The organism is Entomohabitans teleogrylli, from assembly GCF_001484765.1.
GTDB lineage: Bacteria > Pseudomonadota > Gammaproteobacteria > Enterobacterales > Enterobacteriaceae > Entomohabitans > Entomohabitans teleogrylli.
Genome location: NZ_KQ947376.1, coordinates 653,169 through 669,713 on the forward strand (window position 1 = coordinate 653,169; position 16,545 = coordinate 669,713).

The 16,545-nt window shown below is 56.1% G+C and carries 17 protein-coding genes; 12 read left to right on the plus strand and 5 right to left on the minus strand.

Translation table 11 applies throughout. The features are described from left to right. Positions 1–34: 34 nt before the first annotated feature. The 11 genes from sapA (at position 35) to osmB (ending at position 11,834) form a co-directional block, all read left to right on the plus strand. A complete protein-coding gene (sapA, locus tag AQ981_RS03000; RefSeq protein ID WP_058910252.1) occupies positions 35–1,675 on the plus strand; it encodes an ABC transporter substrate-binding protein SapA in 1,641 nt (546 codons plus the stop codon). Next, positions 1,672–2,637: a putrescine export ABC transporter permease SapB gene (gene sapB, locus AQ981_RS03005; protein ID WP_058910253.1), complete on the plus strand. Its 966-nt coding sequence runs from the start codon at positions 1,672–1,674 to the stop codon at positions 2,635–2,637. Before sapA ends, sapB begins: the two co-directional genes overlap by 4 nt. Further along, on the plus strand, positions 2,624–3,514 hold the full coding sequence (gene sapC, locus AQ981_RS03010; protein WP_058910254.1) for a putrescine export ABC transporter permease SapC: 891 nt from the start codon (positions 2,624–2,626) through the stop codon (positions 3,512–3,514). Before sapB ends, sapC begins: the two co-directional genes overlap by 14 nt. Next, a complete protein-coding gene (sapD, locus tag AQ981_RS03015) occupies positions 3,514–4,506 on the plus strand; it encodes a putrescine export ABC transporter ATP-binding protein SapD (protein ID WP_058910255.1) in 993 nt (330 codons plus the stop codon). The genes sapC and sapD overlap by 1 nt, the downstream gene beginning before the upstream one ends. Before the next feature lie 3 nt (positions 4,507–4,509). Then, complete coding sequence (gene sapF, locus AQ981_RS03020; RefSeq protein WP_058910256.1) at positions 4,510–5,316, plus strand: putrescine export ABC transporter ATP-binding protein SapF; 807 nt, start codon at positions 4,510–4,512, stop codon at positions 5,314–5,316. A gap of 618 nt (positions 5,317–5,934) precedes the next feature. Next, the gene (gene fabI, locus AQ981_RS03025) at positions 5,935–6,723 is read left to right on the plus strand and encodes an enoyl-ACP reductase FabI (RefSeq protein ID WP_058910257.1); all 789 of its coding nucleotides are present in this window, start codon (positions 5,935–5,937) and stop codon (positions 6,721–6,723) included. A gap of 174 nt (positions 6,724–6,897) precedes the next feature. After that, complete coding sequence (locus tag AQ981_RS03030; RefSeq protein ID WP_058910258.1) at positions 6,898–8,055, plus strand: CMD domain-containing protein; 1,158 nt, start codon at positions 6,898–6,900, stop codon at positions 8,053–8,055. Positions 8,056–8,155: 100 nt separating this feature from the next. Then, positions 8,156–10,090, plus strand: coding sequence for an exoribonuclease II (locus AQ981_RS03035; RefSeq protein WP_058910259.1), 1,935 nt, complete (start codon positions 8,156–8,158; stop codon positions 10,088–10,090). Between the two features lie 183 nt (positions 10,091–10,273). Then, positions 10,274–10,459: a YciZ family protein gene (locus tag AQ981_RS03040; RefSeq protein ID WP_058910260.1), complete on the plus strand. Its 186-nt coding sequence runs from the start codon at positions 10,274–10,276 to the stop codon at positions 10,457–10,459. Between the two features lie 161 nt (positions 10,460–10,620). After that, positions 10,621–11,379 (plus strand): DNA-binding transcriptional regulator YciT, encoded by a 759-nt coding sequence (gene yciT / locus AQ981_RS03045; protein WP_058910261.1) that lies wholly within the window; start codon positions 10,621–10,623, stop codon positions 11,377–11,379. A gap of 236 nt (positions 11,380–11,615) precedes the next feature. Then, entirely contained in the window at positions 11,616–11,834 is a 219-nt protein-coding gene (gene osmB / locus AQ981_RS03050) for an osmotically-inducible lipoprotein OsmB (RefSeq protein WP_058910262.1), read from the plus strand. Positions 11,835–12,012: 178 nt separating this feature from the next. Here the strand turns inward: osmB and yciH are convergent, their stop codons facing one another. The 5 genes from yciH to pgpB form a co-directional block, all read right to left on the minus strand. Next, positions 12,013–12,339: a stress response translation initiation inhibitor YciH gene (yciH, locus tag AQ981_RS03055; RefSeq protein WP_058910263.1), complete on the minus strand. Its 327-nt coding sequence runs from the start codon at positions 12,337–12,339 to the stop codon at positions 12,013–12,015. Further along, on the minus strand, positions 12,336–13,070 hold the full coding sequence (gene pyrF, locus AQ981_RS03060) for an orotidine-5'-phosphate decarboxylase (RefSeq protein ID WP_058910264.1): 735 nt from the start codon (positions 13,068–13,070) through the stop codon (positions 12,336–12,338). Before pyrF ends, yciH begins: the two co-directional genes overlap by 4 nt. Before the next feature lie 192 nt (positions 13,071–13,262). Further along, positions 13,263–14,432: a lipopolysaccharide assembly protein LapB gene (lapB, locus tag AQ981_RS03065; RefSeq protein WP_058910265.1), complete on the minus strand. Its 1,170-nt coding sequence runs from the start codon at positions 14,430–14,432 to the stop codon at positions 13,263–13,265. Positions 14,433–14,438: 6 nt separating this feature from the next. Beyond that, complete coding sequence (locus tag AQ981_RS03070) at positions 14,439–14,744, minus strand: LapA family protein (RefSeq protein WP_058910266.1); 306 nt, start codon at positions 14,742–14,744, stop codon at positions 14,439–14,441. 152 nt (positions 14,745–14,896) lie between these two features. Next, the gene (pgpB, locus tag AQ981_RS03075; protein ID WP_058910267.1) at positions 14,897–15,664 is read right to left on the minus strand and encodes a phosphatidylglycerophosphatase B; all 768 of its coding nucleotides are present in this window, start codon (positions 15,662–15,664) and stop codon (positions 14,897–14,899) included. A gap of 201 nt (positions 15,665–15,865) precedes the next feature. On the opposite strand from pgpB, the gene ribA reads away from it, so the two are divergent. Beyond that, positions 15,866–16,456 (plus strand): GTP cyclohydrolase II, encoded by a 591-nt coding sequence (gene ribA, locus AQ981_RS03080; protein WP_058910268.1) that lies wholly within the window; start codon positions 15,866–15,868, stop codon positions 16,454–16,456. Positions 16,457–16,545: the final 89 nt, after the last annotated feature.

Here is a 16,545-nt window from a genome sequence, read left to right on the forward strand (position 1 = left end):
ACTCTGTGTATTGCAAAAGAAAAGCCAATAACTTATGCGCAACCTTTTTTATTCCCTGCTTTTGACCCTCGGGGGGCTGCACGGGCTGGCTCAGGCCGCCGCTGCGCCGGAAAAACCCCGGGATATCCGTCAGAGCGGCTTTGTTTATTGCGTCAACGGTCAGGTCAACACCTTCAACCCGCAAATGGCCAGCGGCGGCCTGGTTGTCGATACCCTCGCCGCCCAGTTGTATGATCGGTTACTGGATGTAGACCCTTATACCTATCGTCTGAACCCGGAACTGGCGCAAAGCTGGGAAGTCCTTGATAACGGCGCCACCTATCGCTTCCGGCTGCGCAGGGACGTTCAGTTTCAGTCCACCCGCTGGTTCAAACCTTCTCGCCCGCTGAATGCCGACGATGTCGTATTCAGTTTTCAGCGTATTTTCAATCGTGACGATCCCTGGCATGAGGTTAACGGCGGCAACTACCCCTATTTTGATAGCCTGCAGTTTGCTGATGCCGTAAAAGATGTGCGTAAGCTGGATAATCACACTGTCGAATTTCGCCTCAATAAGCCAGATGCCTCATTTCTCTGGCACCTGGCCACTCACTATGCGTCAGTGATGTCGGAGGAATATGCCAACCAGTTGACCCGCCAGGGGCGCCAGGAGCTGCTGGACCGCAATCCGGTCGGCACCGGCCCTTTCCAGCTTAGCGAATACCGCGCCGGGCAATATGTCCGCCTGGCGCGCCATCCTGGTTACTGGCGCGGCGTGCCGCATATGCCGCAGGTGGTGATCGACCTCGGTTCCGGAGGCACCGGCAGGCTGTCCAAACTGCTTACCGGCGAATGCGATGTGCTGGCCTGGCCCGCCGCCAGCCAGTTAACCATTCTGCGTGACGATCCACGCCTGCGTCTGTCACTGCGGCCCGGCATGAATATCGCCTATCTGGCGTTCAACACCAATAAAGCGCCGCTGGATAATCCGGCGGTGCGCCATGCGCTGGCGCTGGCTATCAACAACCAGCGGCTGATGCAGTCCATCTATTACGGCACCGCCGAGACTGCGGCGTCTATTCTGCCGCGCGCATCCTGGGCTTATGATAATGATGCCAAAGTGACGGAATATGACCCGCCGCGCGCCCGGGAACAACTTAAGGCGCTGGGGATTGAAAACCTGACCCTGCGCCTGTGGGTGCCTACCGCCTCGCAGCCCTGGAACCCCAGTCCGCTAAAAACCGCCGAGCTAATCCAGGCGGATATGGCGCAGATTGGTGTGAAAGTGCTCATCATGCCCGTTGAAGGCCGCTTTCAGGAAGCGCGTCTGATGGAGATGAATCACGACCTGACCCTCACCGGTTGGGCCACCGACAGTAACGATCCGGACAGTTTCTTCCGTCCGCTGCTCAGTTGCGCCGCTATCAACTCGCAGACCAACTATGCCCACTGGTGCAACGAACAGTTTGACGATCTGCTGCAAAAAGCGCTGCGCTCCCAGCAACTGTCCGCCAGGATTGACGCTTACGATCGAGCCCAACAGGTACTGGCCGCCGAGCTACCGGTATTACCGCTGGCCTCTTCCCTGCGCCTGTTGGCCTACCGCTATGATATTAAAGGCCTGGTTTTCAGTCCGTTCGGGAATGCTTCTTTTGCCGGCGTGTCGCGGGAAGACGATGAGGTGAAAAAACCATGATTATTTTTACCCTGCGCCGCCTGCTGCTATTGCTGATCACCCTGGTTTTTCTGGGCTTTGTCGGTTTCAGCCTGAGTTATTTCACGCCCCATGCGCCGCTGCAGGGCGCGTCGTTCTGGAACGCGCTGGTATTCTGGTTCGAGGGCGTCCTGCGCTGGGACTTCGGCGTCTCCAGCATCAACGGTCAGCCAATCAGCCAGCAGTTACGCGAAGTGTTTCCCGCCACTATGGAGCTGTGTATTCTCTCTTTTGGACTGGCATTAATTATCGGTATCCCGGTGGGTATGCTGGCCGGAATTATGCGCAATAAATGGCAGGATCAGGTGATCAGCACCCTGTCGCTGATCGGTTTTTCAATTCCGGTCTTCTGGCTGGCGCTGCTGCTGACCCTGTTTTTCTCCCTGACGCTCGGCTGGCTGCCGGTTTCCGGGCGTTTTGACCTGCTGTACGAGGTAAAGCCGGTCACGGGTTTTGCGCTCATCGACGCCTGGCTGTCTGACTCGCCATACCGCCATGAGATGATCCTCAGCGCGGTGCGCCATATGGTGTTGCCGGTACTGGCGCTGGCCGTGGCCCCCACGACCGAAGTCATTCGCCTGATGCGCCTGTCCACCATTGACGTCTTCGATCAAAACTATATCAAGGCTGCCGCAACCCGCGGGCTGTCGCGCTTCACCGTCCTGCATCGCCATGTCCTGCATAACGCTCTGCCGCCGGTTATCCCGCGCCTGGGTCTGCAGTTTTCTACGATGCTGACGCTGGCGATGATCACTGAAATGGTCTTTAGCTGGCCGGGACTGGGGCGCTGGATGATCCACGCTATCCGCCAGCAGGATTATGCCGCCATTTCCGCTGGCGTGATGGTTATCGGCTCACTGGTTATCTGCGTCAACGTGCTCTCCGACATCATGGGCGCGTTGGCGAATCCGTTAAAACATAAGGAATGGTATGCCTTACGATAGCGTCTACAGCGAAAAGCGTCCGCCCGGTACGCTGCGCACCACATGGCGCAAGTTCTACGGCGACACCTCCGCGATGATCGGCCTGTATGGCTGCGGCGCGCTGGTTATCTTATGCCTGTTTGGCGGCCTGTTGTCCCCCTACGGAATTGACCAGCAATTCCTCGGTTATCAACTGTTACCGCCGTCCTGGTCCCGCTATGGCGATGTGTCGTTTTTCCTCGGCACCGACGATCTCGGGCGCGACGTGCTCAGCCGTTTGTTGAGCGGCGCGGCGCCGACCGTCGGCGGCGCGTTCATTGTGACATTGGGTGCTACGGTATTTGGCCTGATTCTCGGGGTTATCGCCGGCGCCAGCCACGGGTTGCGCTCGGCGGTGCTGAACCATATTCTCGATACCCTGCTGTCGATTCCTTCCCTGCTGCTGGCAATTATTGTCGTCGCCTTCGCTGGCCCCAGCCTGGCGCACGCGATGTTCGCCGTCTGGCTGGCGCTGCTGCCGCGCCTGGTGCGCTCGGTGTATACCATGGTCCACGATGAACTGGAAAAAGAGTACGTGGTAGCCGCCCGGCTTGACGGCGCTTCAACCCTGAATATCCTGTGGTTCGCGGTGCTGCCCAACACCACCTCCGTGCTGGTCACCGAGATCACCCGCGCCCTGTCAATGGCTATCCTTGATATCGCCGCGCTGGGGTTTCTCGATCTCGGCGCTCAGTTACCTTCGCCGGAATGGGGCTCAATGCTCGGCGACGCGCTGGAGCTGATTTACGTCGCGCCGTGGACCGTCATGCTACCGGGAGTGGCTATTATGGTTAGCGTGTTGCTGGTTAACCTGCTCGGCGACGGGATCCGCCGCGCCATCGTGGCGGGGGTGGAATAATGCCGTTACTCGACATTCGTAATCTGACTATCGAGTTTATGACCGCCGAAGGCTGGGTGAAAGCCGTCGACCGGGTCAGTCTGACCCTGAATGAAGGCGAAATTCGCGGGCTGGTCGGCGAGTCCGGCTCCGGTAAAAGCCTGATAGCAAAGGCCATTTGCGGCGTGCGCAAAGATAACTGGCGCGTCACCGCGGACCGTATGCGTTTTGACGATATCGACATACTGCGCTTAACCGCCCGGGAGCGGCGCCGGTTAATGGGCCACAACGTCTCAATGATTTTCCAGGAGCCGCAGTCCTGTCTGGATCCTTCGGAAACCATTGGCCGCCAGTTAATGCAGAACATCCCACGCTGGACCTGGAAAGGCCGCTGGTGGCAGCGTTTCGGCTGGCGGCGTCGGCGGGCTATTGAGCTGCTGCATCGGGTAGGCATCAAAGATCATAAAGACACCATGCGCAGTTTTCCCTATGAGCTAACCGAAGGCGAATGCCAGAAAGTGATGATCGCCATCGCCCTGGCCAACCAACCGCGCCTGTTAATTGCCGATGAGCCGACCAACGCCATGGAGCCAACCACCCAGGCGCAGATTTTCCGGCTATTGAGCCGCCTGAACCAGAATAACAGCACCACAATTCTGCTGATCAGTCACGACCTGCAGATGCTCACCCAGTGGGCGGATCGTATTAACGTTATGTACTGCGGACAGACCGTGGAAACCGGCCCCAGCGAAGAGCTGATCGTCTCGCCGCATCACCCTTACACCCAGGCACTGATCAGGGCAATACCGGATTTTGGCAGCGCGATGCCGCACAAGAGCCGCTTAAACACGCTGCCTGGCGCTATTCCACTACTGGAGCAGTTACCTATAGGTTGCCGGCTTGGTCCACGCTGCCCGTATGCGCAGCGGAAATGTATTGAGACTCCCCGGCTGACTGGCGCAAAAAATCACCTGTATGCCTGCCACTTTCCGCTGAATATCGAGAGAGAGTAAATCATGGTGGAAACGCTGCTTGAGGTCCGCAATCTGAGCAAAACCTTTCGTTACCGGACCGGCTGGTTTCACCGCCAGACGCTGGAGGCGGTAAAACCGCTGAGTTTTACCTTGCGGGAGGGGCAAACGCTGGCCATCATTGGCGAGAATGGCTCCGGGAAATCAACGCTGGCCAAAATGCTCGCCGGGATGATAGAACCCACCACCGGGGAACTGGCGATAGACGATCATCCTCTGCATTTCGGGGATTATTCGTTTCGCAGCCAGCGCATCCGTATGATCTTTCAGGATCCCAGCACCTCCCTGAACCCACGCCAGCGGGTATCGCAAATCCTCGATTTCCCGCTGCGCCTCAATACCGAGCTGGACGCCGCGGCGCGTAAAACGCGCATCCTCGAAACCCTGCGCCTGGTCGGCCTGTTGCCGGATCACGCCAGTTATTACCCGCATATGCTGGCGCCGGGGCAAAAACAGCGTCTTGGACTGGCCCGGGCGCTGATTTTACGTCCCCAGGTGATCATTGCCGATGAAGCGCTGGCCTCGCTGGATATGTCGATGCGCTCGCAACTGGTCAATCTGATGCTGGAGCTCCAGGAAAAACAGGGAATTGCCTACATCTACGTTACCCAGCACATCGGTATGATGAAGCATATCAGCGATCAGGTGCTGGTGATGCACCAGGGGGAAGTGGTGGAGCGCGGCAGCACTGCGGATGTCCTCGCTTCACCGTTGCACGAGCTAACAAAGCGCCTGATCGCCGGCCATTTTGGCGAAGCCCTGACCGCCGACGCGTGGCGCAAAGACCGCTAACGCGAAAGCCACCAACTGGCTTTGTGACAATAGTCGCGAAGCCGAGAGATTGCTCCCTTTTCCCTCTTGATAACCATTCAGGAAGCGGATAACGTCATCTGGCACGGTGGAGAATAACCCTATAGCTCAACCGCTTGCAGCACCTCATTGCCGGACGGCAATACTGTCTGAATGATGAGGTGTATATATGCCTTGTTTTCTCCCGTCTCCGGGAGGCCTGACAACGCCAACACTCCAACACCCGTCAGGTAACACCAATAACATAAATGATGATAGCACTTTGGTGGCCCGGCGCTTAGCCGGGTTTTCTTCGTTTGCCGGCACTCTGGTCAGTCCTGCGATGACGGTTGAAAGCCTTTCCCTGCCGCCGGAAACCTTTTATTATCCCCAACCAGTCATGTCGTTTAATTCCGCGCCAGTCACTCGCGCCGGCGCGCGGCAAGCCGAAAAATAACGTGACACTCCCCTGGTCGGGTGGGATATAATTTTCAATTGGTTTTGAATGACTTCAAATTACGCTATGTCCGCCCGGCCCGCCTTGCTGAAAGGTAACATGCCAGGGCGTCTGCGCCTGGAATGACGGGCGTAAATCAGTACCAACTAATAAGGATTAAAGCTATGGGTTTTCTTACCGGTAAGCGCATTCTGGTAACTGGCGTTGCCAGCAACCGCTCCATCGCCTTCGGCATTGCGCAGGCGATGCGCCGCGAAGGCGCCGAGCTGGCATTCACCTATCAGACCGAAAAACTGAAAGGCCGCGTCGATGAGTTTGCCGCTGAGCTGGATTCCAGCATTATATTGCCGTGCGATGTTGCGGAAGATGCCAGTATTGAAAACATGTTTGCTGAACTGGCAAAAGTCTGGCCGAAATTTGACGGTTTCGTTCACTCCATTGGCTTCGCGCCTGGCGACCAACTGGACGGCGACTATGTTAATGCCGTGACTCGTGAAGGCTTCAAAATTGCCCACGATATCAGCTCCTATAGCTTTGTCGCCATGGCGAAAGCCTGTCGCGCGATGCTCAACCCGAACTCCGCGCTGCTGACGCTCTCCTACCTGGGCGCCGAGCGTGCAATCCCCAACTACAACGTAATGGGATTAGCCAAAGCCTCTCTGGAAGCCAACGTACGCTATATGGCCAATGCCATGGGTCCGGAAGGCGTACGCGTTAACGCCATCTCTGCCGGTCCGATCCGCACACTGGCGGCCTCTGGTATTAAAGATTTCCGTAAAATGCTGGCCCACTGCGAAGCGGTTACGCCGATTCGCCGTACCGTGACCATTGAGGATGTGGGTAACACAGCCGCTTTCCTGTGCTCCGATCTTTCCGCCGGTATCTGCGGCGAAGTCGTACACGTCGACGGCGGTTTCAATATCGCGGCGATGAACGAGCTGGAACTGAAATAATCTCCCCCTCCCCGGGGTATCTGGCCCCGGGGAATACCTTTCTTTGCTGCGTTATAGCTTTCCGATCTTTATTATCACCGCCCATTCTTTCACTTACGCCGCCCCATACGCCAGGATAGCTCTACTGTCCCGATCCGCTGAAACACGGGTCTTTTTTATGCCCGGAGAATGCCTATGGAACAACGCCGCGTTGCCGGTAAAGGCCACTGGTACCACGAAACCCAGTCCAGTCTTTGCCACGCAGAAGTCCTCCCGTTAGCTCCCGAAGCGGCTCTGGTTGAAGATCGCTTAATGCTGGATAGCGCATTTCCCGCGCCGCTTGCCTCGGCACATCGCCACTGGCTGGCCTGCGCCCGTTCGTTAGCCGAACAGTTTTTCCCGGCCCGGGTTACCACCGATCGCCTGCATACACTGAGCAGCTACGACCGCCTGAGTACCGCGTTAACCGTCGCTCAGGTTTATGGCGTTCAGCGGCTGTGTAATCATTATGCCGCCCGGCTGGCGCCGGAGCCCGGCCCTGATTCGTCCCGCGAAAGCAACCGGCGGCTGACGCAAATCACCCAGTACGCGCGTCAGCTTGCCAGTCAGCCAACCCTGATAACGCCGGGCGCAACGCAGCAACTGGTTGAGGTTGGGCTGTCCGATGAAGATATTGTCACATTTCACCAGATTATCGGTTTTATTGGCTTTCAGGCGCGGCTGGTGGCGGTTGCTCAGGCGCTCTCCGACCAGCCGGCCCGTTGGTTACCGGGTATGGAGACCCGGCAGGATGCATCGGCAGAATGCTTTGCCGCCCCCGTTCCACACTGGACGCCGACGCTGGAGAAACCCGCCCCCGGCTACCTCAGTGACGCGCAACTGGCGGCAATTCGCCAGACCGATGGCCATCCTCTGCTGAGTCCATTAAGCGACTTACTGGCGCTGAATGCGCCAGCGCTAACTCTGTTCGCCGATCTCCTGACCCAAAGTCAATTCAGTGCCCCTCATGGGACGCTGCATCAGACGGTAATGTTACTCACCAGCCGTATCAACGGCAGCGCCGATTGTTTTTACCAGTTGACCAGGGCATGGCCGGGAGACCCTGGGTTGCCGGAGGCGATGCGCAACGGCGAGCGCGCCCTGATGGCATGGTGCCACCACTCCCCCCGGGAACAGGCGCTGATACCAGCGCTACAGATATTTATTCGTACCCCCGATCGCTTCGGGCCGCCACAGTTAAAACCCTTTAGCGAACAGGGGATAGACGCCGACACGACGCTGTCATTACTGGCCTGTAGCGCGCTGACTGGCTGGATAAACCGATTGAAGAGCGGTCTGGGATATTGCGCATAACCTCCTCGCTGTCCGCCGCCGCCAGGCAAAGAGAGCTTGCTGCAACCGGCGGATTCGCGTAAAACTGTCAGCCGCTCTTAGGCCACGAAAACTCAACGATATGTTCCAGGATAATCCGCTGCTTGCGCAGCTTAAACAGCAATTACATTCCCAGACTCCCCGTGCTGAGGGGGTCGTTAAAGGCACCGAGAAAGGTTTTGGTTTTCTGGAGGTGGATGCCAATAAAAGCTATTTCATTCCCCCTCCGCAGATGAAGAAAGTGATGCACGGCGATAAGATCGTTGCCGTCATCCATAGCGAAAAAGATCGCGAGAGCGCAGAGCCCGAAGAGCTTGTTGAGCCGTTTCTTACCCGCTTTGTTGGCCGCGTACACAAAAAAGACGATCGCCTCTCCATTGTGCCGGACCATCCGCTACTGAAAGAGGCTATCCCCTGCCGCCCGGTTCGTAGCCTGACCCATGAATTTAACGATGGCGACTGGGCTGTGGCAGAGATGCGCCGCCATCCGCTGAAAGGCGATCGCGGCTTCTTTGCTGAATTAACTCAGTTTATTACCTTTGGCGACGATCATTTAGCACCCTGGTGGGTCACCCTGGCGCGCCACAATCTGGAGCGTGAAGCGCCGGACGGCGTGGCCACCGAGATGCTGGATGAGGGGCTGACGCGCGAAGATTTAACCGCCCTGGATTTCGTCACCATAGACAGCGCCAGCACCAAAGATATGGATGATGCGCTGTATGTTGAAGAAGCCGCAGACGGCAGCCTGCTGTTGACCGTGGCGATCGCCGATCCCACCGCCTGGATTGCTGAGGGCAGCAAACTGGACAATATTGCCCGGGTGCGCGCCTTTACCAACTACCTGCCCGGCTTCAACATCCCGATGCTGCCGCGCGAGCTGTCCGACGATCTGTGTTCTCTGCGTCCTCATGAGCAGCGTCCGGTTCTGGCCTGCCGCATGACCATCGCGCAGGATGGCAATATTAGCGACGAGATTCATTTCTTTACCGCGATCATTGAGTCCAAAGCCAAACTGGCTTATGACGACGTTTCCGACTGGCTGGAGCAGAAAGGCCAGTGGCAACCGGATAGCGAGCAAATCGCCCGCCAGATTCGCCTGCTGCAACGTGTCTGCCAGTTGCGCGGTGAATGGCGTCAGAAACATGCGCTGGTATTTAAAGACCGCCCGGACTATCGGTTTATTCTCGGCGACAAAGGTGAAGTCCTCGATATCATCGCCGAACCGCGGCGTATCGCAAACCGCATTGTCGAAGAGTCAATGATCGCCGCAAACGTCTGTGCGGCCCGGGTGTTGCGCGATAAACTCGGCTTTGGCATCTACAATGTCCACACCGGCTTCGATCCCGCCAACATCGAACAACTGGCTAATCTGCTGCAGACTCATGGCATGCACATTGACGCACAGGAAGTCCTGACCCTGCCTGGCTTCTGTAAACTGCGCCGCGAACTGGACGCCCAACCGACGGAGTTCCTCGACAGCCGGATTCGCCGCTTCCAGTCTTTTGCGGAAATCAGCACCGAACCCGGCGCCCATTTCGGCCTTGGCCTTGAGGCCTATGCCACCTGGACATCGCCCATCCGTAAATACGGCGACATGATTAACCACCGTTTACTGAAAGCGATTGTCAAATCTGCCGCCACCACCCGTCCGGCGGACGAGGTCACCGTGCAGATGGCGGAACGCCGCCGCCTGAACCGTATGGCGGAACGCGATGTCGGCGACTGGCTGTATGCCCGCTTCCTGAAGGACAAAGCCGGCACCGACACCCGCTTCGCGGCAGAGATTATTGATGTCAGCCGCGGCGGGATGCGCGTTCGCCTGGTGGATAACGGCGCCGTCGCGTTTATCCCGGCGCCGTTTATTCACGCGGTACGCGATGAGCTGGTCTGCAGCCAGGAAAATGGCACTGTGCAGATTAAAGGCGAAGTCCGTTACAAGGTCACAGACGTCATTGATGTCACCATTGCCGAAGTACGTATGGAAACCCGCAGCATCATTGCCCGTCCGGTTGAATAATCCTTTTCGACGGCGCATTACGCGCCGTCTTTTCTCACCCCCGCGCCACCGCCGATAGAATATTTGTTTATGTGCTAGTACCAATTTGTTGATCGGGAAGCGATATTCTCACGCAGCGGATAATTCTCTTTTAGCGGAATTTCTTGCATTATGTATTAACTGTACAACCTGAAAGGAAAAACGATGCCAACTCTGGACGCTCAGCAGCTCGCCAGCCGGATTGATACCGTCCTGGATATTCTGGTTGCCGGAGATTATCCCTCCGCCATTAATAATCTGGAAATTCTTAAATCCGAACTTCTGGCCCTTGCCGGCAATGATGCTACGGCTAATGGCAACGACCAGCAGAAATCGCCCTGGGAAATTTAGTCACTCCGGCGTTTTACCCGGTATCGTGCGGCGCAGGAATGCTAAATCCCATTTGCCCGCCGTCGCCTGGTAAAACGCCCTCGCAAAATGTTACTATTGGGCGCTGTAAATTGCGGATTAACCCGCAAGGCATTAATGATTACCGCCCAAAACGAGTCGATATGAATTCCAGACAACAAATAATTCTGCAGATGGTCATTGATCGGGGCCGCATGAGCGTGGTTGAACTCGCGAAACTGACCGGGGTCTCCGAAGTCACTATCCGACAGGATCTCAATCAACTCGAAAAACGCCATTTTCTGAAACGGACCCACGGTTATGCCGTACCGCTCGACAGTGACGACGTCGAAACGCGGATGATGAATAACTACGCCGTGAAGCGCCAGCTCGCTGAATTTGCTGCTTCGCTGGTTGATGATGACGAAACGGTATTTATTGAAAATGGCAGTTGTAACGCCCTGCTGGCGCGTACCCTCGCGGAGCAAAAGAATGTCACGCTCATCACCGTCAGCAGCTATATCGCCCATCAGTTAAAAGATACCCGGTGCGAAGTCATTCTGTTGGGGGGGATCTACCAGAAAAAGAGCGAAAGTATGGTCGGTCCGTTGACCCGCCAGTACATTCAGCAGGTCCATTTCAGCAAGGCGTTTATCGGTATTGATGGCTGGCAGCCGGAAACCGGATTTACCGGGCGTGATATGATGCGCACCGATGTCGCCAACGCCATTCTTGAAAAAGGCAGCCAGGCGATTGTCCTGACCGACAGCAGTAAGTTTGGCGCGATGCACCCCTACACGCTGGGGCCGGTCTCCGCTTTCAGCCGGGTGATTACCGATGACGGTCTGGAAGACAGCGCCCGCCGCACCCTCGAATCCCAGGGCGTGCAGGTTAATATCGTTCCGTCCTGGCCCCTCGCCTGAGGGGTTTATTCTTCAGAGTTTTCTCAGCATCCAATTCAGACTATTTACCTGTCACCCTTTTGCCAAGTATTTAAAATTATTAATAGCGATATAACAGGAAGTGACTATCACCTGCGTGATTTGATGTGTCTTATATCGTAGCGTCGTTTCACGGAATTTCACGAGAAGTAGCAGATAACCTTCTATACTTAACGAGAAATGTCTTTCTGTGAATCAATAATTCAGGAGAAAGTACTATGAAGATGAATAACAAAAAAATAGCGGCCGCGGTAATGGCTGTCATACTGGCAACATCGCTGAGCGCCTGTTCAAACTGGTCAAAACGCGACCGTAACACAGCTATCGGCGCTGGTGCCGGCGCCATCGGCGGCGCCGTACTGACCGATGGAAGTACCCTGGGTACCCTGGGTGGGGCCGCGGTCGGTGGTATCATCGGCCACCAGGTTGGAAAATAATATAACACGTTAAAAAACAGGTCTGACTACGGCAGTTCACCCAATAAAAGGCCATACCCGCATGTGGCCGCAGATTGTTAAAAAGCCCAAAAACACTGTTTTTGGGCTTTTTAATGGCGGGCAGAAAAATGTCGGTCGGCAATGAGGGCCTTCAGCCACGAGCAAAATTACCGACCGGTCAGCCACCAGCCAGTTTTACTTTCATTCCTTTGGCTTCCAGCAGCGTTTTCAACAATTCCCGCTTATCCCCCTGAATCTCAATCACGCCATCCTTGAGCGAACCACCGCAACCACATTTCTTCTTCAGTTCGGCTGCCAGCGCTACCAGCGCCGCATCATCCAGATCAATACCGGTAATCAGGCATACACCCTTACCTTTACGCCCGCTGGTCTGGCGCTGAATGCGCACAATGCCATCGCCTTTCGGGCGCTGAGGCTGTTCTTCTGCGGGCTTAATTCTGCCGCTGTCGGTGGAATAGACCAGACGGCTGTTATTATCGTTCATGATGCCTCCCGAAGTGAGGCGCGAATGTCGCGCAGCGTTTGCGCCGGATTGTCTGCCTGAGTGATCGGTCGGCCAATCACCATATAATCGACACCCGCGGCCTGCGCCTGCTGCGGCGTCATGATGCGGCGCTGATCGCCGGCGTCGGCCCCTGCCGGGCGAATCCCCGGGGTGACCAGTTTAAAATCCTGCCCAAGAGCGCTTTTAAAGCTCACCGCTTCCTGAGCGGAACAGACCACGCCATCCAGACCGCAGGACTGTGTCAATCGCGCCAGGCGCTCAGCGTACTCTGCCGGCGTGGCGCTAATACCCAACCCTTGCAGATCGCTGGCTTCCATACTGGTCAGCACCGTGACGGCAATCAGCAGCGGCGCATCACGGCCAAAACAGTCCAGCGCGGCCCGCGCCGCAGACATCATACGTGCCCCGCCGCTGGCATGGACGTTAACCATCCATACTCCCAGCTCCGCCGCTGCGGCAACCGCGCGGGCCGCGGTGTTCGGGATATCGTGAAATTTTAGGTCAAGAAAAACCTCAAAGCCGCGCTGCTGCAAATCACGAACCAACTGCGGGCCAAACAGAGTAAACATCTCTTTGCCGACTTTCAGGCGACAGTCGCGCGGGTCAATAAGATCCACAAAGGCCAGCGCCTTATCCCTGTTGTCATAATCCAGCGCAACAATAACCGGGGAATCAGTGACAGCGGTATGGCAATTCTCGGCAGGCTTCATGGCTCTTCCTTCTATACGGGTGGGACCTGGCGGCGCGTCAGGCAAACGGCAGGCATTCTACCTGCCTCCCGGAGAAATGAACAGGCGCAATCCTCCCCTGAGTGACCCGTCCGGCGTCGGGGCTAACGTTTTAATGTCAAAATTCATTAAGTATGTTGTAACTAAAATCAGTTTTTTTTAAAAATACCGCGATTATTGCCCATCCAACCCGCGGATCGGTTTAATCGTCGACCAGGCGCGGCACGACGGACAATGCCAGTACAGGGTGAAGGCCGTAAAACCACACTTCTGGCAGCGGTAGCGCGGTTTAGTTCGCATCTGTTCGCCAACCATATCCCGTAACGCCATCAGGCTGTCTTTCGCGCGCCCGGCCTCTGCTTCCTGCAGATGGTAATCGATCAGGCGATGGAATACCCGCATGGTCGGGTGACGCTGCAACTGCCGGGTCACATACACCTGCGCCGCCTCCTGGCCCTCACGTTTCTCAATGATTTCCGCCAGCATCAATTCCGCGGTAGCGCCGGCATTTTCTTCCACACAGCGCTGTAAAAACGCGGCCCATTCGTCAGGTTTGTTCAGTTGCTGGTAACAGCTGTGGAGCATTTCCAGGGTTTCACCGACCAGCTCACTATCCTGCTCAATGACCCGTTCGAGGGTTTCTTGCGCTCTGGCGAATTCGCCTTTCTCGATAAAGATACGCCCCATCATAATGGAGACGCGGGCGCTGTTGCGATCCGCCGCCGCCCCTTTCTTCAGTAGCGTCATCGCTTTATCAGGATCGTCATTGCCCATCGCCTGCAGCGCCAGTTCGCAGTAAAAATGGGCGATCTCGACGCGCTGTTTTTCTTTGCCGAGTTTGACCAGCTTTTCCGCTACGTCGATGGCTTTTTGCCAGTCACTGGTGGCCTGGTGAATTAACAACAATTGCTGCAACGCGCCGAGCCGGAAGTCCGTTTCATCCACCAGTTGGCTGAACATGTCTTCCGCCCGATCGTAAAGCCCGGCGGCCATATAGTCACGGCCCAGTTGTTGTATGGCTAACAGCTTCTGATCCCAGGTCAGGGAGGCGCTTTCCATCAGCGACTGGTGAATACGAATCGCGCGATCCACCTCCCCCCGGGAACGGAACAGATTACCCAGCGTCAGGTGCGCCTCGACGGTACCGGTATCCTCTTTGAGCATATCCAGAAACAGATCGACGGCTTTATCCTGCTGGTTAGACAGCAAAAAGTTAACCCCAGCGACATAGTCCCTGGAGAGGCGATTCGCTTCCTGCTGCTTATCCTGATGAGCACTTCTGCGCCCCATATACCAGCCATAAGCAGCGGCTACGGGTAACAGCAGAAACAACAACTCCAGCATAAAGGATTATTCCCTCGTCGCCGGGACACCTGGCGCCATTGCCGAAGGCTCAGGCAGCAGTTGCTGTTCAAGGCGTTTTACGCGGCGCTCGGAACGGGCGAGCGACACACGCACCCGCAGCCAGAACAGGCCGCAAATCAGCCAGCCCAGGATAAAACCGGCGCCAAACAGCACCGCCAGCAGGGTGGATACCCGGTATTCGCCCTGGGCCAACAGATAGTTAAAATTCACCACCTGATCGTTTTGCGCTCCCAGCGTCACTGAAATGACAAAAATTGCGAGTACCAGTATGAAAATGAGTAAATATTTCACATTACTTCCCGTTATGTGGTTTCAGGCGAATTAATGGATGTTCGACACGTTGTTTCCGGTCTTATAAATTACCACTTCCCCGGCAATCGGGAAACGAGAAAGCGCCAACAATCCTCCAGTAATGGGGCTAACTTTGTCTGAATACAAGCGCCTTACCCCTGGTTTTCCTCGCGCTGTTCGATCTCGCGCTCTTCCGACGGTGGTGGTGCCAGTGGACCACACCATTTCTGTGCCAGCCAGCAGGCCAGCGTCACCAGCAGCCAGGAGATACCGGTAGCGACAATTAAATCCTGCGGCCAGTGCATCCCCAGCACCAGGCGACTCCCCATCACCCCAACGGCCCACGCCAGCAGCACAACGATGGTCACCGTACGGCGGCGCGGCCACAACAGCCCAACGCCGAGTAAGGCCCAACTGGCGGCAAACATGGTGTGCCCGGAAGGAAACGCAAAGCCCGTCTCCATTTGCCAGTGTTGTTTAAGCCAGCCGGCAATATTCTGCTGTTCGGCAAGCTGTTTTTTTACCAGTTCCGCTCGCGCCTGGCGCTTTAAACTATAGAACGCCTCCACCGGAATATGGTGCTCTTCTTCCAGCCAGACAACATAGGGGCGCGGTTCCTGTACGGTATCTTTGATGACAGATTTCACCCCCTGCCCGGCAAGGATCGCCAGCGCCAGAATGGCAAACAGCCCCAACGCCGGTTTAAGACGAAAGCGCAGGCACCATAAAAACCAGGCAAAAAGGATAATATGGGTAATGAGTCCCCACGGGGTGGTGACCGTCTCTGTGACCCAGAACATCGCTCTGAGCCACCACGGATTTTCGCCCGGCTGCCACTGCCAGCCGGAAAACCAGACCATAAACGGCATAATGAGCAGTAACAGCGCGCCGAACAGCGTACGCCTGGCAATGGCAACCATGATAACTCCTGTAGAAATGGACCGTTAAGCATAACCCAAACGCCGCGAATTTCACGACGAGAGCCTGATAAGTGCCGTAAAACACATCAATCCGCCTGACCAATTAGGCGTTATTCGCCGCCTTGTGGCAAAATGGCGCATAATCATATGACATAAAGCCAGAAAATGCTGGCTACAAAAAATCAGTACCTGGAGAATCACATGCAGCTAAAACGTGTGGCAGAAGCCAAACTGCCAACCCCATGGGGCGATTTCCTGATGGTGGGGTTTGAAGAACTGGCAACCGGACAGGATCATGTCGCGCTGATATTTGGCGATATTACGGGAGCAGCACCGGTTCTGGCGCGCGTACATTCTGAATGTCTGACCGGCGATGCGCTGTTCAGCCTGCGCTGCGACTGCGGATTTCAGCTTGAAGCCGCCCTGACGCATATCGCGGAAGAAGGCCGCGGCGTATTGCTGTATCACCGTCAGGAAGGCCGCAACATTGGGCTTTTGAATAAAATACGCGCTTATGCGCTACAGGATCAGGGCTACGACACAGTGGAAGCCAATCACCAGCTCGGCTTCGCCGCCGATGAACGAGATTTCACTCTGTGCGCGGATATGTTCAAATTGCTGGATATTGACGCCGTTCGCCTGCTGACCAATAACCCGAAGAAAGTTGAAATTCTCAGCGAGGCGGGAATTAACATTGTCGAACGCGTGCCGCTGATTGTCGGACGTAACCCAAACAACGAGCACTATCTGGACACCAAAGCGGCTAAAATGGGCCATCTGCTGGCGAAATAATCTGCTGCGAATTCCCTGCCGCAAACCGCGGCCCTTAACAGACTACATAGACAATCAGGCAAAACGCCCCAATCGCGGGGCGTTTGCTG